This is a genomic window from Pseudomonas sp. RtIB026, assembly GCF_016861355.2.
Classification (GTDB): domain Bacteria; phylum Pseudomonadota; class Gammaproteobacteria; order Pseudomonadales; family Pseudomonadaceae; genus Aquipseudomonas; species Aquipseudomonas peradeniyensis.
Map to the genome: position 1 here is coordinate 5,759,095 of NZ_AP023348.2, position 19,780 is coordinate 5,778,874.

General features: G+C 65.4%; 21 protein-coding genes. 11 read left to right on the forward strand and 10 right to left on the reverse strand.

Going from position 1 to position 19,780, the window contains the following annotated elements; translation table 11 throughout:
- Window positions 1-29: 29 nt before the first annotated feature.
- The 3 genes from ggt to PRtIB026_RS25840 all read right to left on the reverse strand — a co-directional run bounded on the left by ggt (window position 30) and on the right by PRtIB026_RS25840 (window position 3,496).
- A complete protein-coding gene (gene ggt / locus PRtIB026_RS25830; RefSeq protein WP_203650470.1) occupies window positions 30-1,697 on the reverse strand; it encodes a gamma-glutamyltransferase in 1,668 nt (555 codons plus the stop codon).
- Window positions 1,698-1,815: 118 nt separating this feature from the next.
- A complete protein-coding gene (locus PRtIB026_RS25835; protein ID WP_203650468.1) occupies window positions 1,816-2,712 on the reverse strand; it encodes a LysR family transcriptional regulator in 897 nt (298 codons plus the stop codon).
- A gap of 196 nt (window positions 2,713-2,908) precedes the next feature.
- Entirely contained in the window at window positions 2,909-3,496 is a 588-nt protein-coding gene (locus PRtIB026_RS25840; protein ID WP_203650465.1) for an NAD(P)H-dependent oxidoreductase, read from the reverse strand.
- A 160-nt stretch (window positions 3,497-3,656) separates the two neighbouring features.
- On the opposite strand from PRtIB026_RS25840, the gene PRtIB026_RS25845 reads away from it, so the two are divergent.
- Window positions 3,657-3,971 (forward strand): putative quinol monooxygenase, encoded by a 315-nt coding sequence (locus tag PRtIB026_RS25845; protein ID WP_203650464.1) that lies wholly within the window; start codon window positions 3,657-3,659, stop codon window positions 3,969-3,971.
- Here the strand turns inward: PRtIB026_RS25845 and PRtIB026_RS25850 are convergent.
- A complete protein-coding gene (locus tag PRtIB026_RS25850; protein ID WP_203650462.1) occupies window positions 3,961-4,725 on the reverse strand; it encodes a sulfite exporter TauE/SafE family protein in 765 nt (254 codons plus the stop codon). The genes PRtIB026_RS25845 and PRtIB026_RS25850 overlap by 11 nt on opposite strands.
- 77 nt (window positions 4,726-4,802) lie before the next feature.
- On the opposite strand from PRtIB026_RS25850, the gene PRtIB026_RS25855 reads away from it, so the two are divergent.
- The gene (locus PRtIB026_RS25855; RefSeq protein ID WP_203650459.1) at window positions 4,803-5,690 is read left to right on the forward strand and encodes a LysR substrate-binding domain-containing protein; all 888 of its coding nucleotides are present in this window, start codon (window positions 4,803-4,805) and stop codon (window positions 5,688-5,690) included.
- A gap of 21 nt (window positions 5,691-5,711) precedes the next feature.
- On the opposite strand, the gene PRtIB026_RS25860 is transcribed toward PRtIB026_RS25855, so the two are convergent.
- On the reverse strand, window positions 5,712-6,119 hold the full coding sequence (locus PRtIB026_RS25860) for a type II toxin-antitoxin system HicB family antitoxin (protein ID WP_203650451.1): 408 nt from the start codon (window positions 6,117-6,119) through the stop codon (window positions 5,712-5,714).
- 518 nt (window positions 6,120-6,637) lie between these two features.
- Between PRtIB026_RS25860 and PRtIB026_RS25865 the strand changes: the two genes are divergently transcribed.
- The 8 genes from PRtIB026_RS25865 to PRtIB026_RS25900 all read left to right on the forward strand — a co-directional run bounded on the left by PRtIB026_RS25865 (window position 6,638) and on the right by PRtIB026_RS25900 (window position 13,598).
- Window positions 6,638-7,243: a CDP-alcohol phosphatidyltransferase family protein gene (locus PRtIB026_RS25865; RefSeq protein WP_203650449.1), complete on the forward strand. Its 606-nt coding sequence runs from the start codon at window positions 6,638-6,640 to the stop codon at window positions 7,241-7,243.
- A 30-nt stretch (window positions 7,244-7,273) separates the two neighbouring features.
- Entirely contained in the window at window positions 7,274-9,028 is a 1,755-nt protein-coding gene (locus tag PRtIB026_RS25870; RefSeq protein WP_203650447.1) for a bifunctional alpha/beta hydrolase/class I SAM-dependent methyltransferase, read from the forward strand.
- Window positions 9,028-10,404, forward strand: a complete 1,377-nt coding sequence (locus PRtIB026_RS25875; protein ID WP_203650445.1) for a phosphatase PAP2/dual specificity phosphatase family protein — start codon at window positions 9,028-9,030, stop codon at window positions 10,402-10,404. The genes PRtIB026_RS25870 and PRtIB026_RS25875 overlap by 1 nt, the downstream gene beginning before the upstream one ends.
- Window positions 10,401-10,820 (forward strand): hypothetical protein, encoded by a 420-nt coding sequence (locus PRtIB026_RS25880; RefSeq protein WP_203650443.1) that lies wholly within the window; start codon window positions 10,401-10,403, stop codon window positions 10,818-10,820. Before PRtIB026_RS25875 ends, PRtIB026_RS25880 begins: the two co-directional genes overlap by 4 nt.
- A gap of 10 nt (window positions 10,821-10,830) precedes the next feature.
- The gene (locus PRtIB026_RS25885) at window positions 10,831-11,454 is read left to right on the forward strand and encodes a lysophospholipid acyltransferase family protein (protein ID WP_203650441.1); all 624 of its coding nucleotides are present in this window, start codon (window positions 10,831-10,833) and stop codon (window positions 11,452-11,454) included.
- Window position 11,455: 1 nt separating this feature from the next.
- Window positions 11,456-12,388 (forward strand): phosphatidate cytidylyltransferase, encoded by a 933-nt coding sequence (locus PRtIB026_RS25890; RefSeq protein WP_069017061.1) that lies wholly within the window; start codon window positions 11,456-11,458, stop codon window positions 12,386-12,388.
- A 10-nt stretch (window positions 12,389-12,398) separates the two neighbouring features.
- On the forward strand, window positions 12,399-13,157 hold the full coding sequence (locus PRtIB026_RS25895) for an aminoglycoside adenylyltransferase family protein (RefSeq protein ID WP_203650439.1): 759 nt from the start codon (window positions 12,399-12,401) through the stop codon (window positions 13,155-13,157).
- Between the two features lie 96 nt (window positions 13,158-13,253).
- Window positions 13,254-13,598: a cupin domain-containing protein gene (locus tag PRtIB026_RS25900; protein WP_023631693.1), complete on the forward strand. Its 345-nt coding sequence runs from the start codon at window positions 13,254-13,256 to the stop codon at window positions 13,596-13,598.
- 198 nt (window positions 13,599-13,796) lie between these two features.
- Here the strand turns inward: PRtIB026_RS25900 and mmsB are convergent, their stop codons facing one another.
- Window positions 13,797-14,687 (reverse strand): 3-hydroxyisobutyrate dehydrogenase, encoded by an 891-nt coding sequence (gene mmsB, locus PRtIB026_RS25905; RefSeq protein ID WP_203650436.1) that lies wholly within the window; start codon window positions 14,685-14,687, stop codon window positions 13,797-13,799.
- 10 nt (window positions 14,688-14,697) lie between these two features.
- Window positions 14,698-16,224, reverse strand: coding sequence for a CoA-acylating methylmalonate-semialdehyde dehydrogenase (locus PRtIB026_RS25910; protein WP_203650434.1), 1,527 nt, complete (start codon window positions 16,222-16,224; stop codon window positions 14,698-14,700).
- A 131-nt stretch (window positions 16,225-16,355) separates the two neighbouring features.
- On the opposite strand from PRtIB026_RS25910, the gene PRtIB026_RS25915 reads away from it, so the two are divergent.
- A complete protein-coding gene (locus PRtIB026_RS25915; RefSeq protein WP_203650432.1) occupies window positions 16,356-17,306 on the forward strand; it encodes a LysR family transcriptional regulator in 951 nt (316 codons plus the stop codon).
- Between the two features lie 110 nt (window positions 17,307-17,416).
- Here the strand turns inward: PRtIB026_RS25915 and PRtIB026_RS25920 are convergent, their stop codons facing one another.
- The 3 genes from PRtIB026_RS25920 to PRtIB026_RS25930 are packed head-to-tail and all read right to left on the reverse strand — an operon-like array spanning window position 17,417 to window position 19,764.
- Window positions 17,417-17,914 (reverse strand): OmpA family protein, encoded by a 498-nt coding sequence (locus PRtIB026_RS25920; protein ID WP_420713674.1) that lies wholly within the window; start codon window positions 17,912-17,914, stop codon window positions 17,417-17,419.
- Window positions 17,915-17,920: 6 nt separating this feature from the next.
- Entirely contained in the window at window positions 17,921-19,192 is a 1,272-nt protein-coding gene (locus PRtIB026_RS25925) for a diguanylate cyclase domain-containing protein (RefSeq protein WP_203650428.1), read from the reverse strand.
- Window positions 19,189-19,764, reverse strand: coding sequence for a YfiR family protein (locus PRtIB026_RS25930; RefSeq protein WP_203650418.1), 576 nt, complete (start codon window positions 19,762-19,764; stop codon window positions 19,189-19,191). The genes PRtIB026_RS25925 and PRtIB026_RS25930 overlap by 4 nt, the downstream gene beginning before the upstream one ends.
- Window positions 19,765-19,780: the final 16 nt, after the last annotated feature.

Genomic DNA, 19,780 nt, shown 5'->3' on the forward strand with positions numbered 1-19,780 from the left:
GCTTGCCCCGCGATCATTTCACCCCAGCCTTATTTGACGATCATCCCCACACCCCTACCCCGCGGATCCGACGCGGTCTCCAGCTTCTCCCCGGTGACCCGGATCGCCTGGATATCGCCCATCTCCCAACCCTGGTCTTCCAGCACGTAGCCCATCTTCTTCAGATCGTCCGCCACCTTGCCGGTGAGCGGCGCATAGCTGTCGAAGTAGATCGTGTCCTTGGGCAGCAACTGATGATGCACACGCTGCGCCGCCACCGCCTTCTCCAACGGCATGCCGTAGTCATACAGGTTGTTCATCACCTGGAAGATCGAGGTGAAGATCCGCGAACCGCCCGGCGTGCCCAGCACCAGCGCCACCTTGCCATCGCGGGTCACCAGGCTCGGACTCATCGACGAGAGCATGCGCTTGCCCGGCGCGATGGCATTGGCGTCGCCGCCGACCACGCCAAAGGCATTGGCCGCCCCCGGCTTGGCGCTGAAGTCGTCCATCTCGTCGTTGAGCAGGAAGCCCGCGCCCTTGACCACCACGCCACTGCCGTAGTCGAGGTTGAGGGTGTAGGTGTTGCTCACCGCGTTACCCTGCTTGTCGACGATGGAGAAGTGCGTGGTCTGGTGCGGTTCCAGCCCTGGCTTGACCTTGTCGGTCTCGGAGATCGCGTTCGGGTTGACCTGGGCGGCCCGCTTGGCCAGGTAGTCCTTGGCCACCAGCTGGTCGACCGGGACCTTGGTGAAGGCCGGGTCACCGAGGTAGTCGGCGCGATCTGCGAACACGCGTTTCTCGATCTCGGCCAGCAGGTGAATGTACTTGGCCGAATTGTGCTCGACGCCCTTGAAGTCCGCGGCGCGGTCTTCCTTGATGCCCAGCAGCTGGGCCAGGGCGACGCCGCCGGAGCTTGGCGGCGGCGCGGTGTAGACCACGTTGCCGCGCCAGCCAATGGCGATCGGGTCGCGCCACACGGCCTTGTAGTCCTTGAGGTCATCCTTGGTGATCAGGCCCTTGTCGGCCTGCATCTGCGCCACCAGCAGGTCGGCGGTCTTGCCCTGGTAGAACTCGCTGACGCCCTTGTCGGCGATGCGCTCCAGGGTCTGCGCCAGTTCCGGCTGCTTGAACAGCTCGCCGACCTTCATGTGGCCGAAGTAGTCGTTGAAGTTGGTGGCGGTCTTGAACAGACCCTGGGCGTCGTCACGGTACTGGTACTGCTTCTGGGCGATCTTGAAGCCGTTCTGCGCGTAGCCGATGGCCGGCGTCAGCAACTCGCTCCACTTGAGCTTGCCGAACTTCTGGTGCGCCTCCCACAGCCCCATCACCGTGCCCGGCACGCCGGCGGCGCGTACGCCGACCAGGCTGAGGTTCTCGATCACCTCACCCTTGTCGTCCAGGTACATGGTCTTGGTCGCGGCCTTGGGCGCCACTTCGCGGTAGTCGAGGAAGTAGGGCTTGCCGTCGACGAACAGGGTCATGAAGCCACCACCGCCGATGTTGCCAGCTTCAGGGTAGGTCACGGCCAGGGTGAAGGCGGTGGCGACGGCGGCGTCCACCGCGTTGCCGCCCTTCTTGAGGATATCGGCGGCCACCTGTGCGCCATATTGATCAGGCGCGGCCACCGCGCCGCCTTCCAGCGTCACGGCAAAGGCGGAGGAACAGCTCAGGATCGCGACCCCGAGGGCCAGCGGCTGGAACATGACGATACGCATGCGCACTTCCTTGGTGTTGTTTTTGTTGATCAGTCATTAAGGCCGAAGCCCTCCGACTAAGCAAACACCATTGCAGGATCGCGCCGCCGATGGGCAGACACTGTCGCGTTCAGGCAACTCAGCAGGCGTAGGCGGCCAGCTTCTTCTGGATGAAATCGAGGAAACACTGGATCCGCAACGCCAACTGGGTGTTGCGGTAGTAGACCGCGTGGATCGGCTGGCGATAGCCGTTGTTGTGCTCGCCGAGCAGCACCTGCAGGCGGCCGGCGCGGATGTCCTCATGGGTCATGAAGTGCGACAGGCTGACGATGCCTTCACCGGCGATGGCCAGCTGGCGCAGGGTTTCGCCACTGGAGGCGAGCAGCTGCGGGCGGATCGCCCAATGGTCGCCCTGGGCGTGGCGCAATGGCCAGCGGTTGAGCGATTCCAGGGAGCTGAAACCGAGCAGGCAATGCTGGTCGAGATCCTCGACCTTCTGCGGCGTACCGTGCCGCGCCAGGTAATCGGGGCTGGCGAGTACCTGCACCGGGCTGCAGCCCAGCGAGCGGGCATGCAGGCTGGAGTCGGACAGCTCGCCGATGCGAATGGCCACGTCGGTGCTCTGCTCCAGCAGGTCGATGATCAGGTCGTCGGTGTTCAGTTCCAGCTCGATGCCGGGGTATTGCCGACGGAACTCACCGATCCACGGCAGGATCGCGTGCAGCATGAACGGCGCGGCAGCGTTGATGCGCAGGCGCCCGGAAGGGGTCTGGCGGTTCATCGACAGGCGCTCTTCCATGTCGTCCATCTGCTCGAGGATCAGCCGCGCGCGTTCGAGGAAGAAGCGCCCTTCCTCGGTCAGGTCCATGCGCCGGGTGGTGCGGTTGACCAAGGTGGTGCCCAGCTTGCCCTCCAGCCGCGACAGGGTGCGGCTGACGGCCGACGGGGTCTGGCCGATCTGCTCGGCGGCGGCGGAGATCGAGCCGCTGTCGATGACGGCGACGAAGACCTGGAGTTCTTCGGAGCGAGTTTTCACACGAAAGGACCTGATTGGAGAATGCCGTGATTGATAGCTGTTGATCAACGTACGTGCAAGCAACTTGCCCCGTGTAGGAGCGGCCTTGTGCCGCGAAAGGGCTACGCTGCGCCATTGAAGTTGTCAGGTATACGAAAACCTGGGGCCGCACTGCGGCCCTTTCGCGGCACAAGGCCGCTCCTACAGAGGCGAGCGATCAGGCCTTGCCGAACACCTCATCCAGGTGCTGCTCGTACGCCGCCAGCGCCGCCGGCACATCCGGCCGCTTCATCACATCGACGGCGAGGAAGGTCGGCAACCCGCTCATGCCGAGGAACTGGTTGGCCTTGTGGAACGGGAAGTACACCGCATCCACGCCCTTGCCCTCGAAGAAATCGCTCGGATCGTCGAACGCCTGCTGCGGCGCGTTCCAGGTCAGCGACAGCATGTACTGCTTGCCCTGGACCAGGCCACCGCTGCCGTACTTCTGCGAGGCGTCGGAGCGGGTGCGGCCATCGTTGGCGTACAGGCTGCCGTGCCCGGCGGTGAACACCTCGTCGATGTATTTCTTCACCGTCCAGGGCGCGCCCATCCACCAACCGGGCATCTGGTAGATCACCACGTCGGCCCAGAGGAATTTCTCCACCTCGGCCTGGACGTCGTAGCCACCGTCGATGAAAGTTTCCCGCACATCGAAACCGGCACGGTCCAGGTGAGCCAGCGCGGCATCGTGCAAGGTCTGGTTGAGGCGGCCGTCGGAGTGGGCGAAGCGTTTGCCACCGTTGAGCAGGAGGATCTTTTTCATGGGAGGGTCAGCCCTGTAAGTGAAGTTGCCGGCAGGTTAGGCACTCACGGGGCGGGGAAACAGCGGGTTCAGGGCAAAATACATTTGCCTGTTAATCACGAATGGCAAACATATTGTTGATTTAGAATCTGCTCACCCTCTTCACTCACCGAGATCTGCCATGAGCGAGCAATACGCCTTCATCCTCAAAGCCAAGACCCGCCCGGAACAGGCCGAAGCCTTCGAGCGGTTGTTCCGTCCCTACGTCGAGCCCAGCCGCCAGGAGCCGGGCTGCATCGAGTACCACATGCTGCGCGACAAGGAAGACCCGAGCCTGTTCGTGTTCTTCGAGGTCTGGGCCAGCAAGGCGGCGCTGGACGTGCACTCGGCGCTGCCGCATATGGCGGCGTTCTTCGAAAAGCGCATGGATTACCTGGAGCGCGACTTTGATATCCAGATGATCGACATGCTCAGCGCTGCGTCCGCTAACCGTTGATCAACAGGTGCGTGCCCAGCAGCGCCAGGCCGATGAAGAAGCAGCGCTTGAACAGCGCAGCGCTGATCCGCCCGCGCAGCCACTGACCGGCGAACATGCCCAGCAAGGCGGGCGCCAGCATCAGCAACGAAGCGCCCAAGGCCTGGCCACCCAAGGCATCCTGACCGGCCAGGCCAACCGCCAGCGCCAGGGTCGAGACGGTGAATGACAGCCCCAATGCCTGGACCATCTCCTCACGGCTCAGGCCAAGACCTTGCAAATAGGGCACTGCCGGCATCACGAACACCCCGGTGGCCGCCGTCACCACGCCCGTCAGCAACCCGCAGGCGGGGCCCAGCCAACGCTCCCGCCCAGGCGCCACCCGCAAGCCCGGGCCGGCCAGGCCGTAAAGGGCATAGATCAGCAACGCAGCGCCCAAGCCATGGGCTGCCCACGGGCCACTGTCGATACCTGACCAGGCGCTGCCCAACAGGGTGCCGATGAAGATCATCGACAACATCCCTCCCAGGCGCCGCAGCAGCGCCAGCAAGTGACCGCCTGCCGCCAGCTGCCACAGGTTGGTCACGGTCGACGGCACGATCAGCAGCGCCGCTGCCTGCGCCGGAGACATAGCCAGGCCCAGCAAGCCCATGGCAATGGTAGGCAGCCCCAGGCCGATCACCCCCTTGACCGCGCCAGCCAGGAAGAAGCTCATGATCACCAGCAGTGAAATTGCAGGCCCGATACTTTGATAAAACGCCAGGAAGGTATTCATGGCGTCATCCTGCCGTGCGGCCGGCGCGCTGAAAATCTGCCATATACTCAGGCAGACTCTTTCCAGGACAGAGGCAGATGCATTTCGACCTGATCGATCTCAAGCTGTTCCAGCATACCCTCGAGAGCGGCAACATCACCGAAGGTGCCCGACGCAGTCACCTGTCGCTGCCAGCGGCCAGTGCCCGCATTCGCGCCATGGAAGCTTCGTTGGGCATCCCCCTGCTCACCCGCAATCGCCGTGGTGTACAGCCCACACCTGCCGGCCAGGCGCTCCTGCAGCATGCGCGGCTGGTTGCCCGGCAATTGGAACGCCTGCAATACGACCTGGGGCGGTACGCTCAAGGCCTGCAAGGACAGGTACGCCTGCTGTGCAACACGGCAGCACTGACCGAGTACCTGCCGGAGCTGCTGGCCAGCTATCTGGTCGAGCACCCGGGGGTGAGTGTTGATATCCAGGAGTTGCCGAGCCTTGGCATCGTCCAGGCGATCACCCAGGGCATGGCGGACCTGGGCATCATTTCCAGCGCCGCGCCTTGCGAACATCTGCAAACACGGCCGTTTCGCGATGATCCGCTGGTGCTGGTAATGCCCCGGGGACATCCGCTGGACGCCCATGATGAGGCAGGTTTCAACGCGAGTCTGGGCCATGGGTATGTGGGGCTTGGCGCCAACAGCGCCCTCGCGTTGCACCTTGAGGAACAGGCGCTACGCCAGGGAAGGCGCATGCAGGTGCGGGTTCGTGCGGAAGGGTTCGATGGGGTGATCCGCATGGTCTCGGGCGGGGCCGGCGTGGCAGTGGTGCCACTGGCCTCGGTTCGGCGCTGGGAAGGCGTCCTGCCGTTGCGTTGGGTTGCCCTGCGAGAGGACTGGGCCAATCGCCATTTGCTCCTCTGCTCGCGGGATTTCAGCGCATTGCCGGGGTACGCCGCCGTGCTGGTCGATCGCTTGGCCGAGCCTGTCTGAATATGACCGGGGCGCGCAGGCTCAGGACACCACAGCCAGTTCGCGCAGCGCCGCTGAAGCCAGAAATGCGGAGCGTGAAGCGTAGCGATTGTCCTGCTTCACCCTATCGTCGATTCGTTGCAACAAGTTCCTGGGCAACGTCGCACTGAACCGTACCGCCGTCCCCAGGTACGGCGTTGCGTCGAAGTCCACCAACGCCCAGAGGCCGCCTGCATACTCTGGATTGTCCACATGCGCATCCATTTCCTGCACCTGTGGCAGGGGCGCGCCATCGGCCACCAGCCCTTCATAATGCAGCGCCAGCGCCTCCTGAACGTTCTCCAGTGCCTGGGGGACCGTGGCGCCTGCGGAAAAACAGCCAGGTACATCGGGGATGGTGACACCGTAATAGGTCTCACGGGACTTGTGCAGGACAACAAGTAGGTTCATCGGCTCTCTCGTTTTGTCGAGCTGCCATGGTTGGGCATCTGCCGGGCAGCGTTTCCGGTCGGTGAACCGCGAAACTAGAACGTTCAGCCGCACCCTCGCAATGTGCCAGGCGGCAGTGAAACAAGTTTCGGAAATGAACTACAGCCGAGTACCGAAACTCGCTGTGCGGCCCCTCGCGGGGCAAGCCCGCTCCTACAACAATTGCGCCAAGTCTGTAGGAGATCGCCCGGCGAAGCCGGTGCCATACACCGCGCTGGATTCTTCGCGGGTAAACCCGCTCCCACAGGGCCAAGCCAAACCAATGGGTTGCGTGTTGTTTCTTAGGAGATTGCCCTGCCTATTGCACTACCCTGCCTTCGCGGGGAACAGTGTGGGAGCGGGCTTGCCCCGCGATCAATGTCGGCAAAAGCCACCTCGATTACCTCGCCCTCCTCACAACTCCGCTACGCCCCCCTTGCCGCCCCTGGGCCTGATTCCCCACAATCGCGTCCATGCCGCACCACGACAGGGAATTCACCGTGCCATCGATCTACCAGCTCAAACCCCGCTTCCAGGCGTTGCTGCGCCCTGCCGTCCAGCGCCTGTTCGATCGCGGCATCACCGCCAACCAGGTCACGGTCACCGCCGCTGCGGTTTCCGTCCTGCTGGGCCTGTTGCTGGCCTGGCTGCCCCAGGTCACCTGGCTGTTCCTGCTGATCCCGGTGTGGATGCTGCTGCGCATGGCGCTGAACGCGGTCGACGGCATGCTCGCCCGGGAGTTCGGCCAGCAGTCCAAACTCGGCGCCTACCTCAACGAACTGTGCGACGTGATCGCCGACTCCGCCCTCTACTTGCCCTTCGCCCTGCTGCCAGGTGTTTCGCCGACGCTGGTAGTGCTGGTGGTGGTGTTCGCCGTGATCAGCGAGTACGCCGGAGTGATGGGCCCGCTGGCCGGCGCATCGCGCCGCTACGACGGGCCGATGGGCAAGAGCGACCGGGCCTTTGCCTTCGGCGTGCTGGGCACCGGCGTGGGGTTCGGGCTGCTGGCCGCGACCTGGATCAACGGCCTGCTGCTGGTCATCCTGCTGCTCTCGCTCTATACCCTCTACAACCGGGTTCGCCACGGCCTGGCCGAAACCCGCTGAGCCCCTCGCTGCCGGACAAGGATATTCGCCATGCGTCAAGCGCAATCGCTGCACTTCTGCACCCATGACGGCGTCGAGCTGCACTATCGTCATTGGCCCGCCACGCGCAACGAACACCAGCCGCGCCGGGCCGTGGTGATGTTCCACCGCGGCCACGAGCACGGCGGGCGCATGGCCCACCTGGCCGATGAGCTGGATATGCCCGGCTACGACTTCTTCGCCTGGGACGCCCGTGGTCATGGGCAGTCACCAGGGGCTCGCGGCGACAGCCCGAGCTTCGCCACCAGCGTGCGCGACGTGCAGACCTTCATCGAGCACATCCAGGCGCAGCACGGCATCGCCGAGGCCGACATGGTGGTGCTGGCGCAGAGTGTCGGCGCGGTACTGATCGCCACCTGGGCCCACGATTATGCGCCCCGGGTACGTTGCCTGGTGCTCGCCTCGCCGGCCTTCAAGGTCAAGCTCTACGTACCTTTCGCCCGCCCCGGGCTGAAGCTTATGAAGGCCCTGCGCGGCAATTTTTTCGTCAACAGCTACGTCAAGCCGCGCCTGCTGACCCACGACCCGGAACGGGTCATGTCCTATGTCGCCGACCCGCTGATCAGCCGGCCCATCTCCGTCACCATGCTGCTGGGCCTGTACGACGCCGCCGACCGCGTGGTCGCCGATGCCCAGGCGATCCAGGTGCCGACGCAGCTGCTGATTTCCGGCGCCGACCTGGTGGTCGAGCGCAAGCCGCAGGAGCAGTTCTTCGACCGCCTGGGCAGCGCACGCAAAGAGAAGCACATCCTCCCCGGCTTCTTCCACGACACCCTTGGCGAACGCGACCGCGCCCATGCCCTGGCGCGGATCGAGCGCTTCGTCGCGCACTGCTTCGACGCTCCGCAAGCGCAGCCCTCGCTGCTCGATGCCGACAAGAGCGGCGCCAGTTGCGCCGAGGCCGAGAGCCTGGCCGCGCCATTGCCGCGCCATTCGCCACGCGACCTCTACTGGCGTGCCACCCGCGCCAGCCTGCGCTTGGGCAAAGGCCTTTCCGAAGGGGTGAAGCTGGGCTTCGACACCGGTTTCGACTCAGGCTCCACCCTCGACTACATCTACCGCAACACCCCGACCGGCAAGGGCAAGCTGGGCGAGCTGATCGACCGCAACTACCTGGATGCCATCGGCTGGCGTGGTATCCGCCAGCGCAAGCTGAATGTCGAGGAACTGCTGCGCCTGGCCATCGCCCGCCTGCGTGAACAGCAGCGCCCGGTGCATATCGTCGATATCGCCGCCGGCCATGGCCGCTACATCCTCGAGGCGCTGCAGGGCCTGCAACAGCTGCCCGACTCGATCCTGCTGCGCGACTACAGCGAACTGAACGTACAACAGGGCAATGCCTTGATCAGCGAAAAGGGCCTGGCCGAGATCGCTCGTTTCGTCCAGGGCGATGCCTTCGACCGCCAGAGCCTGGCCGCTCTCACCCCGCATCCGACACTGGCGGTGGTCTCGGGCCTCTACGAACTGTTCCCCAGCAACGAGCTGGTCGGCAACTCGCTGGCGGGACTCGCCGACGCGGTAGAGGACGGCGGCTATCTGGTCTACACCGGGCAGCCCTGGCACCCGCAGCTGGAAATGATCGCCCGTGCCCTGACCAGCCACCGTGGCGGCCAGGCCTGGGTGATGCGTCGGCGCAGCCAGGCGGAGATGGACCAGTTGGTGGAAGCGGCAGGGTTTCGCAAGATCACCCAGCGCATCGACGAGTGGGGCATCTTCAGCGTCAGCCTGGCGCAGCGGGTGCGCTGATGGTCCGTGAAACCGGGCTGATCCGCCGTGGCATCCTGTGGCTGTTGCTGCTCGGGCCGTTCTTCTTCCTCAGCTACGGCCTGGCCAATACCTACACCGCCGGTCGCGAGGATATCGGCAGTTTGGTGTTCGCCTGGGAACGGCAGGTGCCGCTGTGGCCCTGGACGATCATCCCGTACTGGTCGATCGACCTGCTGTACGGATTGTCGTTCCTGCTGCCGCGCTCGCGTTCGGAGATGGACCGCCATGCCCTGGCCCTGCTGACGGCGCAACTGGTCTGCGTGGCCTGTTTCCTGCTCTGGCCGCTGCGCTTCACCTTCGAGCGCCCCGAGCTGTCGGGGCTGTTCGGCTGGCTGTTCGATGTGCTGATGGGCTTCGACAAGCCCTACAACCAGGCGCCGTCGTTGCACATTGCGTTGCTGGTGATCATCTGGACGATGTTCGCCCGGCATACGCGGCATCCTGCCTGGCGCTGGGTGTTGCATGGTTGGATGGGGCTGATCGGCCTGTCGGTGCTGACCACCTGGCAGCATCATTTCATTGATGTGCCGACCGGGGCGCTGGCGGGGTTCGTCTGCCTGTGGCTGTGGCCACACAGCGGCCCGTTGCCCTGGCGACAGGCACACCTGGCGCGCGATCCGAAACGTTGGCGCCTGACACTGCGCTATGGACTGGGCGCGGCCGTGCTGGGGCTACTGGCAATGAAGATCGGCGGTGGCGGGTTGTGGCTGCTGTGGCCGGCGCTGTCGTTGCTGCTGGTGGCGCTGAACTATGCCCTGTTCGGCGCCGCAGGTTTCCAGAAAGGCGCCGACGGGCAGCTGTCCGTGGCCGCCACCTGGCTGCTGGCGCCGTATCTACTGTGCGCCTGGGTCAATTCTCGGCTATGGACCTGGCGGCATCCGCAGGCGGATGAGGTGGCCGATGGCGTATATCTCGGCAGAGTGCCGGGGCGCACTGAAGCGTCCGCGTTCGCGGCGATTGTCGACCTGAGCGCGGAACTGCCCTGTCTTGCTGTCCCTCAACAGAGCATCGCGGGGCAAGCCCGCTCCCACAACGCGGCTTGCCCCGCGATGAAGGCGCTGAAAACGCCACAGGACTACCAGAGCCTGCCGACCCTGGACCTGATTGCCCCAGACCGGGAAATCCTGCAACAGGCCGCCAAGGCCATCGAACACCGCCAGCAACAAGGCCCGGTGCTGGTCTGTTGCGCCTTGGGTTACTCGCGCAGCGCCAGCGCCGTCGCCGCCTGGCTGCTGCTCAGCGGCCGCTGTGCCAGTTCCGAACAAGCCGAAGCGCTGATTCGCCAGGCGCGCCCCGGCGTGATCCTGCACCCGGCCCACCGCCTGGCACTGCATCACCTGGAGGCCCAGCCATGAGGCTGTTTCTCGTCGCCAGCCTGCTCGCCCGTGGCCGTCAGCTGGAGCGCCTGTCGGACGGCCTGACCCTGCTGGCCCTGGCCTGCACCCTGGCACCGCTGCTCGGCCTGCGATTGGCGCTGCTGCCCCATCTGCTCTGCGGCCTGTCGCTGCTGCTCGGTCTGGCCCACAAGTACTGGGCTATACGCGTCGCCCTGGATGCCGACCTGTTCGCCCGCCTCGGCGCCAGCGGCGACCTGCCTGCCGATACCCAGGCCCTGGACCACGCCCTGTTCGACCTGCGTCTCAAACCTGCGCCCAGCGACCCGCGCGACTGGCCGACCCGCGGCCGGGCCGCCCTGGCCCTGCTGCGTCGCCAGGCCCTGTGCCTGGCGCTGCAGGTCGCGCTACTGCTGACCCTCCCCTTCACCGGATAAGACCAATGCCATGCTCGCCAGCCTGACCGCCTTCGTCATCACTTCCGCCGCCCGCCTGATCACCGGCGCCCGCGCCTTGTGGCTGGGCTGCACACCGCAACCGGTGCAGCGCCTGTACTTCGCCAACCACAGCAGCCATGGCGACTTCGTGCTGCTGTGGGCGGCGCTGCCCGAGCCGCTGCGTCGCCGCACTCGCCCCGTGGCAGGCGCCGACTACTGGTGCAAACCGGGCATCCGCGACTTCCTGATCCGCCGGGTGTTCAACGGCGTGCTGATCGACCGCCAGCACGGCGCAAGCGAGGGCAACCCGCTGCAACCGGTGCTCGAGGCCTTCGCCCAGGGCGATTCGCTGATCTTCTTCCCGGAGGGCACGCGCAACCTGACCGACGACCCGTTGCTGCCATTCAAGAGCGGCCTGTTCCACCTGGCCTCGGCCAACCCGCAGGTCGAGCTGGTGCCGGTGTGGATCGCCAACCTCAACCGGGTCATGCCCAAGGGCCGCGCCCTGCCGCTGCCGCTGCTGTGCACCCTGAGCTTCGGCGAGCCGCTGCACCTGCAGCCGGACGAGGGCAAGCACGCCTTTCTCGAGCGGGCCCGCCAGGCCCTGCTGAACCTGGCCCCGAAGGAAGCCTGAGATGGATCACAACACCCTGTCGCTGTTCGCCGGCATCGGCGCCCTGCTGCTGCTAGCCAGCCTGATCGGCCGCCTGCTCAAATGGCGCGCCGGCCCCGCCCCGCATGCGGTGATCGACAACCTCAACGCGCGCATCAACGCCTGGTGGGTGATGGTGCTGGTGATCGGCATCGCCTTCCTGTTCGGCAAGTACGGCGTGATCGTGCTGTTCTACGGCGTGTCGTTCTATGCCCTGCGCGAGTTCATGACCCTCACCCCGACCCGACGCAGCGACTACCCGGCGTTGGTGGCGGCGTTCTATGTGGCGCTGCCGGTGCAGTACCTGCTGATCGCCATGGACTGGTACGGGCTGTTCAGCATTTTCATCCCGGTCTACCTGTTCCTGCTGCTGCCGATCCTGGCCAGCTTCGGCGGCGACACCACGCGCTTCCTCGAACGCGCCTCCAAGGTGCAGTGGGGGCTGATGATCGCGGTGTACTGCGTGTCGTCGGTGCCGGCGCTGATGACCCTGGACATCCCCGGCTACGAAGGCCGCAACCTGCTGCTGATCGCCTGGCTGATCCTGGTGGTGCAGATCAGCGACGTGCTGCAGTACGTGTGCGGCAAGCTGTTCGGCAAGCGCAAGGTAGCGCCGAACCTGTCACCGTCGAAAACCGTCGAAGGCCTGGCCGGCGGCGTGGCGCTGGCCACCCTGGTCGGCGCCCTGCTGTGCTGGATCACCCCCTTCACCTTCTGGCAGGCGGCGCTGATGGCCTTGACCGTCAACGCCATGGGTTTCTTCGGCGGGCTGGTGATGTCGGCAATCAAGCGCGACCGCGGCGTGAAGGACTGGGGCCACATGATCGAAGGCCACGGCGGCATGCTCGACCGCATGGACTCGGTGTGTTTCGCCGCGCCGGTATTCTTCCACTTCGTGCGTTACTGGTGGGCGTGAGGCATACAGCATGATCGACGCGCAATTGTCCGCCGCCCGGCAGATCCTCACACGGCACCTGGGCGATCAACTGCTGGCCATCCATCTTTACGGGTCTGCGGTCTCCGGTGGCTTGAAACCGGAGAGCGACCTGGACCTGCTGGTAACCGTGGCAAGTCCCCTGCCCCCTGCGACGCGTCAAGCACTGATGCTCGATCTGCTCACGGTCTCGGCCCGTCCCGGTAGTCGCCCTGATCTGCGGGCGCTCGAGGTGACAGTGCTGGCTCGTGACCACACTCACCCCTGGCACTATCCGGCCCGGCGTGAACTGCAATTCGGCGAATGGCTGCGCGAGGCGTTGCTGGCAGGTGAGTTGGAACCTGCACAACTCGACCCCGACCTGGCCATCCTGCTGACCAAGGCCCGCCAGCACAGCATCAACCTGCTTGGCCCGGCCGCCGCGCAATGGTTCGACCCCGTTCCGGCTGCCGACCTGGCCCGGGCCTTCCACGACACCCTCGCGCAATGGAACAGCCCCGAGGACTGGAGCGGCGACGAGCGCACCGTGGTCCTGGCCCTTGCGCGTATCTGGTACAGCCTGACGACCGGTGAAATCGCGGCCAAGGATGTCGCTGCCGACTGGCTGTTACCGCAGCTGCCCAAGGTCCACCGGCCCGTGCTGGCCAATGCCCGGGACGCCTACCGGGGCGAGACCACGGAGCAATTGACGGCCTGGCCTGAGCCGGTGGCTGCATTTATTCACTACTGCAAGGCCCATATCCCGGCATAGCGCAGGCAGACAGCTGGGCGTCGAGCCCAGGCAACTGCCCGCCTGGCAATGGCCCTATGGTGATGCGTCATCTCACCTGTTGCCTGGAGCCACGCCATGTCCGATTTCATCACCGTCCTGCGCGAAACCTGCCCGACCCCGGTGGTCGACGCGACCAAGTGGAAGCGCATCGGCGGCGACCCGCACACCGTCAACCTCAACGCCTACCTGTCCGCTGACGGCAGCAAGATCATGGGCACCTGGATCTGCACGCCAGGCAAGTTCGAGGTCAACTATGAGAAGTGGGAGTACTGCCATTTCCTCGATGGCTACTGCATCGTCACGCCTGAGGGTGAAGAGCCGAAGCATCTGAAGGCGGGCGATGTGTTTGTGATCGAACCGGGGATGAAGGGGACCTGGGAAGTGGTCGAGACGGTGCGTAAATACTTCGTCTTCGCCTGACTCGGTGGGAGCGGGCTTGCCCCGCGATGCGTACTGCCACAAGACATCACTGCTCGAGCAGATGCCATCGCGGGGCAAGCCCGCTCCCACGCCCCCCACAGCTGGTCATAAAAAAATCGCGAACCTGATGACCCTTCCCCAAGGTGCGCAGTTACAAGGGGAAGGGCCACCCGGCCCGCGATCAAGTCCACTCGCTCGTCAATCCTTCTTGCGGTACCCCTCGACGATCGCCGAGAAATCCTTGCCACCCTCGCCGCGCAGGCTCATGGCCTGGTACAGCTGCTGGGCCACGGCCCCCAGGATCACCGGCTGGTGCGCCTGGCGCGCGGCCTCGGTGGCCAGCCCCAGGTCCTTGAGCATCAGCTCGGCACCGAAGCCGCCGGTGTAGCCGCGCGAAGCCGGGGCGGTCTCGATGATGCCCGGCCACGGGTTGTAGGTGTCCGAACTCCAGCAACGCCCGGTGGAGCTGTTGATGATCCCGGCCAGCACCTTGGTGTCGATGCCCAGCGCATTGCCCAGGGCCATGGCCTCGGACACGCCGATCATCGAGATGCCCAGCAGCAGGTTGTTGCAGATCTTGGCGATCTGCCCGGTGCCGACCTCGCCACAGTGCACGATATTGCGGCCCATCTGCTCCAGCACCGGCTTGAGCGTGGCGAACAGCTCGGCGCTGGCGCCGACCATGAAGGTCAGGGTGCCGGCTGCCGCGCCGCCGGTCCCGCCGGAAACCGGCGCATCGCCCATGTCGATGCCCTTGGCCGCCGCGGCCTTGGAGACCTCACGGGCGGTCTGCGGGTCGATGGTGCTGCAGTCCACGGTCGGGGTGCCGGGGCGGATGCCGGCCAGCACGCCGGTTGCTTCATCCAGGTACACGCCGCGCACATGGGCGGCGGCCGGCAGCATGGTGATCACCAGCTCGCTGTTGGCGGCGGCGTCCTTGGGCGACGTGCTGACCTGGCCGCCCAGCTCGGCGAGCTCCGCCAGCACGGTCTTGTTCAGGTCGAACAGGTTGAGCTGGTGCCCGGCCTTGATCAGGTTGCGGGCCATGGGCGCGCCCATGTTGCCCAGGCCGATGAATGCGATACGCATGACGAGCTCCTTAGCGCAGGCTGATGGTGGTGTTCACACCGTCATTGACGCTGTCATCGTCGAACCAGCGGGCGGTGACGGTCTTGGTCTGAGTGTAGAACTGCACCACCTGCTTGCCGTACGGGCCGAGGTCGCCGAGCTTGGAGCCGCGGGAACCGGTGAAGCTGAAGAACGGCACCGGCACCGGGATCGGGATGTTGATGCCGACCTGGCCGATATCGATCTCGCTCTGGAACTTGCGCGCCGCCGCGCCGCTCTGGGTGAACAGGCCGGTGCCGTTGCCAAACGGGTTGGCGTTGACCAGGGCGATGGCCTCGTCGAAGGTGTCCACTTCGAGCGTCACCAGCACCGGGCCGAAGATTTCCTGGGTGTAGACCTGCATGTCGGTCTTGACCCCGGAGAACAGGGTCGGGCCGATGAAGTTGCCCTGCTCGTAGCCCGGCACCTTCACATCGCGGCCGTCCAGTTCGAGCTTGGCGCCTTCCTTGATACCGCTTTCGATCAGGCCCAGCACCCGCTCCTTGGCACGCTTGGAAACCACCGGGCCGACATCGGTGCCCGGCTCGTTGCCGGCGTTGACCTTGAGCTTGCTCGCCGCTTCCTTGATCTCCGGCAGCCATTCGCGGGCCTTGCCCACCAGCACCGCCACCGAGGTGGCCATGCAGCGCTGGCCGGCCGCGCCGAAGGCGGCGCCGACCAGGGCGTTGATGGTCTGGGTGCGGTTGGCGTCGGGCAGCACCACGGCGTGGTTCTTGGCGCCCATCATCGACTGCACGCGCTTGCCGTGCTGGCTGCCCAGGTTGTAGACGTGGGTGCCGACCTCGGTCGAGCCGACGAACGAGATCGCCTTGATGTCCTGGTGGGTGCAGATCGTGTCGACCACCTGCTTGCCGCCGTGCACCACGTTGAGCACGCCGGCCGGGATGCCGGCTTCCAACGCCAGCTCGACCAGCATCATGGTCGACAGCGGGTCCTGCTCGGACGGTTTGAGCACGAAGGTGTTGCCGCAGACGATGGCCATCGGGAACATCCACAGCGGGATCATCGCCGGGAAGTTGAACGGGGTGATGCCGGCGCACACGCCGATCGGCTGGCGCAGGGTGTAGGTGTCGACACCGCCGGCGACGTTCTCGGCGAACTCGCCCATCTGCAGGGTGCCGATGGAGGCGGCGTGCTCGACCACTTCCAGGCCACGGAAGATGTCGCCCTCGGCGTCGGCGATGGTCTTGCCCTGTTCGGCGCTGAGGGTCACGGCGATGCGCTTGCTGTGTTCACGGATCAGCGCCTGCAGCTTGAGCATGATGCGCATGCGCGCGCCGATCGGGGTATCGCGCCAGATCTTGAAGGCGCGCTCGGCCGCAGCCACGGCGGCGTTGACTTCCTCGACGGTAGCGAACGGCACCCGCGCCAGCACTTGCTGGGTCGCAGGATTGACGATGTCACGCCATTCGGTGGTCTTGGACTCGACCCATTGGCCGTCGATCAGCAGCTTGACCTGCTCGACCTTGGTCTGGTCGGGCGTCTGGGGTGCGTTCATCTGCGCTCTCCTTGGAATTATTGTCGGAACGAGGACGCCTACGCCGCAGCGAACGGGGTGGCGCTCAGGGGCTGAGTTCGAGTATAGATGTGCAAACATCCAACAAGAATGCACAAAAAAACCGGATCATCATGCAAAAAGACCTCACCTCCCTGAGCGCGCTGAACTGGGACGACCTCAAGTTCTTTCTTGAGGTGGCGCGCACCCGCAAGGCCAGCAGTGCGGCCAAGCGCCTGGCCGTGGACTACACCACGGTGTCGCGGCGCATCGGTTCACTGGAAGGGGCGCTGGGTACTTTGCTGTTCGAAAAATCACGGACCAACGGCTTCGTCCTCACCGCCGAGGGCCAGCGCCTGCTGGGCTATGCCGAATCGATCGAGAGCACCCTGCACATGGCCTGCGAGCAGGTCTCGGGGTCGGGCGTCGCGTTGTCGGGGCATGTGCGCATGGGCTGCACCGAAGGCTTCGGCAGCTTCTTCGTTACCCCGCAGCTGAGCCATTTCGTCGATGCCTGGCCGGCGATCTCGGTGGATATCCTGCCGCTGCCGCACTTCATCAGCCTGTCCAAGCGCGAGGCCGATATCGTCATCGCCCTGGAGCGCCCGGAACATGGCCCTTACGTGTGCTGCAAGCTGTGCGACTACCGCCTGCGCCTGTATGCCACCCAGGACTACCTGGACAGCCACGAGCCGATCCACGAGATCGCCGACCTGGGGCGCCATCCGTTCATCAGCTACGTGGACGACCTGGCGTTCAGCTCGGAGCTGCTGTACCTGGCCAACCTGATCCCCAACGCCAACGCGCACCTGCGCAGCACCAGCGTTATCGCCCAGTACACGGCGGCCTTGCAGGGCCGTGGCCTGGCGATCCTGCCGTGCTTCCTGGCGGCGCAGGATCCGCGGCTGGTGACGGTGTTGCCGGAGCAGATCGAGGTGACGCGGCAGTTCTGGATGTACTGCCGGGAGGACCTGCGCAAGTTGAAGCGGATCACCCTGCTGTGGGATTACATCCGCGAGGTGACCGAGGCCAATGCGCCGTTGTTGATGGGGGAAACGCGGGAGATGAAGTTCTCTCAAGGTTGAACTTGAGGGCCATCGCGGGGCAAGCCCGCTCCCACGCAGGTATTCGCAATTCAACGTGGGAGCGGCGGTGCGCCGATGCGACTTGCCCCGCGATGGATGGCATGCAGCACTCAGTCCGACGCCACCACGATCGACACCCGCCGATTCTCCATGCGCCCTGCCGCGGTGCGGTTATCCGCCACCGGCTGGCTGCTGCCCATGCCGCGGGTCTGGATGTTCTGCGGCTGCATGCCGATGCCGATCAAGGCCTTGGCCACACTCTGGGCACGGCGCTCAGAGAGCTGCTGGTTGTAGGCGGTCTTGCCCGAGGCATCGGTGTGGCCGTCGATGCGCACGCGCTGGATATCCACCGACAGCAGCGCCTTGCCGATGCGCTCGACAATCGACTCGCTGGCGCTGTTGAGGCTGTCCAGGTCACTGCCGAACAGCACCTTGCCGGACAGGTCGAACGCCCAGCCCTCGTCGGTCGGGGCAAAACCCTCGCGCTTGAGCACAGCAACCTGCTCGGGGGTCAGCCCCTTGGGCGGCACGCTCTGGCAGCCGGCCAGGGCGAACAGCGCCAGCAGCAGGGTGAATAACGGGAAACGCAGCACGGAAAAACGCTTTATCACGGTTCAGCTCCTGTTTTTTGCATCAGGGGCGCAGCGTTCCGTCTGCGCCACTTGCCAATGGCCACGGCGATTGCGCTTGGCCTGGTACATCGCCGCATCGGCGGCATTGAGCAGACTGGCCGGGTCGCGGCCGTCGTCCGGGTAATAGGCGATACCGACGCTCAGCGAGGTGACGAGGCTGTTGCCATCCTCCAGCTGCACCGGCAGCTTCATGCTGGCGACGATCTTCTCGGCGATGCGCTGGGCATCCTCGCGCGAGTGCAGCGGGGTCAGCAACACGGCGAACTCGTCCCCTCCCAGGCGCGCCACCAGGTCGTGCTCGCGCAGTTGCGCACGCACGCGGTTGGCCACGCTGATCAGCACTTCATCCCCCACCGCATGGCCGAGGCTGTCGTTGATCTGTTTGAAGTGGTCGCTGTCGAGGAACAACAGCGCCAGGTGGTCTTCGCTACGGGCGGCATTGCGCAGGCTGCGGCTTAACCGCCCTTCGAAGAAGGCACGGTTGGGCAGGCCGGTGAGGCTGTCATGGCTGGCCTGGTGGGCAAGGCTTTCGTTCTCGCTCTGCAGGTGGCTCTGCCAGACCTCCAGCTCGTCGAGCAGGGCATTGAAGTCGTTGCCCAGCTCGTTGAGTTCGGCGATCTGGGTTTGCGGTACCCGCCGGTCGAAGCTGCGCTCGCGTCGCGCGGCATGGGCGACGCTGGCCAGGTTGCGCAAGGGACGGATGATGTCGCCGAACAGGCGTCGCGACAGGTACAGCGCCAGCACCGCGCTGAGCACCGTGCACACCAGGATGCCCACCAGGCCGCTGAACAGGAAGCGCACCAGGCTGCCGCCCTGTCCGGTCAGCTCTATATGGCCGACCCGCTGACCCATGTGCTGCACCGGCATGTTGATCGGCTCTTCCAGCAGGCTGCGCGCCACATGGGACTGCAACTGCGCCATTACGCCCTGCTCGTCACGCTGCCAATGGGCAAGCAGGTCACCATCGTTGTCGTAGACCTTGGCGTCGGCCACCTCCTCGGTGGAGGCGATCAGCGCCAGGGCCTCATTGGCCGCGGCACTGTCGTCGAAGACCACGGCGGCTTCGACGGTGTAGTTGATGGAGCGGGCGATCAGGTGCAGGTTGTGGTTGGCATACACGCGCAACGCCGCCACCCCGAGCAGGGTCACCAGCACACCGGCCAGACCCGCAGCGAGCAAGGCCACGCCCAGGTGACCCCGCCCGAGCACGGCGCGCAGGGTCGGCCGGCTGAAGCGCCTGGCTGAACGTTTCATGGCTGCCCCGCCCGCCGTCGCGACAACTGCAGCACGCTGGGATGGATGCGCACGCCGCTGCGCGCCACCGAGTCGAGGTTGACGTCGAACGCCACCTGCTGGTCGCCGACCCGCAGGCAGAACAGGCTCCCCACCGTGCACGGATCGTCGGCCTCGCTGATGCTCAGCACCGGGTGGCCGTTGACCCGCTGGAACAGCCGTTCACGTTGCAGCTTGTCGAGCTTGCCGAGGTAGATGGCATCGCAGGCACTGGCCACGCTGGGGTCGTCGGCGAGCAGGCGGCGCACCTGCAGGGGTTGCCCGGACTGCTGCAGATTGCCCTTGATCAGGTCGTCGGCATATTCGGTCGGGCCGACCAGGCACAGGCGCAGGGGATTGGGGTCGGCGGGCCAGCGGGCGTAGCTGAGGATGCCCAGCACGACCTGGGTCACGGCCCTGGCCCGTTGCTGCACCTGCGCATCCGACACGGCATTGCCCGCCCAGGCGGGCGCGCCGTTCGACAACAGCGTGGCCATCAGCAACGAGAGCGCACAGCCCTTCACGCGTCCCAGGGCCGAGACAGCCACTGTCATGGGGGGAAATCTCACA

Coding starts and splice junctions, on each gene's coding strand:
- ggt (WP_203650470.1), bottom strand. CDS start 1,697: ATGCGTATCGTCATGTTCCAGCCGCTGGCCCTCGGGGTCGCGATCCTG.
- PRtIB026_RS25840 (WP_203650465.1), bottom strand. CDS start 3,496: ATGAAAAAGATCCTCCTGCTCAACGGTGGCAAACGCTTCGCCCACTCC.
- PRtIB026_RS25845 (WP_203650464.1), top strand. CDS start 3,657: ATGAGCGAGCAATACGCCTTCATCCTCAAAGCCAAGACCCGCCCGGAA.
- PRtIB026_RS25850 (WP_203650462.1), bottom strand. CDS start 4,725: ATGAATACCTTCCTGGCGTTTTATCAAAGTATCGGGCCTGCAATTTCA.
- PRtIB026_RS25855 (WP_203650459.1), top strand. CDS start 4,803: ATGCATTTCGACCTGATCGATCTCAAGCTGTTCCAGCATACCCTCGAG.
- PRtIB026_RS25860 (WP_203650451.1), bottom strand. CDS start 6,119: ATGAACCTACTTGTTGTCCTGCACAAGTCCCGTGAGACCTATTACGGT.
- PRtIB026_RS25870 (WP_203650447.1), top strand. CDS start 7,274: ATGCGTCAAGCGCAATCGCTGCACTTCTGCACCCATGACGGCGTCGAG.
- PRtIB026_RS25875 (WP_203650445.1), top strand. CDS start 9,028: ATGGTCCGTGAAACCGGGCTGATCCGCCGTGGCATCCTGTGGCTGTTG.
- PRtIB026_RS25880 (WP_203650443.1), top strand. CDS start 10,401: ATGAGGCTGTTTCTCGTCGCCAGCCTGCTCGCCCGTGGCCGTCAGCTG.
- PRtIB026_RS25885 (WP_203650441.1), top strand. CDS start 10,831: ATGCTCGCCAGCCTGACCGCCTTCGTCATCACTTCCGCCGCCCGCCTG.
- PRtIB026_RS25890 (WP_069017061.1), top strand. CDS start 11,456: ATGGATCACAACACCCTGTCGCTGTTCGCCGGCATCGGCGCCCTGCTG.
- PRtIB026_RS25895 (WP_203650439.1), top strand. CDS start 12,399: ATGATCGACGCGCAATTGTCCGCCGCCCGGCAGATCCTCACACGGCAC.
- PRtIB026_RS25900 (WP_023631693.1), top strand. CDS start 13,254: ATGTCCGATTTCATCACCGTCCTGCGCGAAACCTGCCCGACCCCGGTG.
- mmsB (WP_203650436.1), bottom strand. CDS start 14,687: ATGCGTATCGCATTCATCGGCCTGGGCAACATGGGCGCGCCCATGGCC.
- PRtIB026_RS25910 (WP_203650434.1), bottom strand. CDS start 16,224: ATGAACGCACCCCAGACGCCCGACCAGACCAAGGTCGAGCAGGTCAAG.
- PRtIB026_RS25915 (WP_203650432.1), top strand. CDS start 16,356: ATGCAAAAAGACCTCACCTCCCTGAGCGCGCTGAACTGGGACGACCTC.
- PRtIB026_RS25925 (WP_203650428.1), bottom strand. CDS start 19,192: ATGAAACGTTCAGCCAGGCGCTTCAGCCGGCCGACCCTGCGCGCCGTG.
- PRtIB026_RS25930 (WP_203650418.1), bottom strand. CDS start 19,764: ATGACAGTGGCTGTCTCGGCCCTGGGACGCGTGAAGGGCTGTGCGCTC.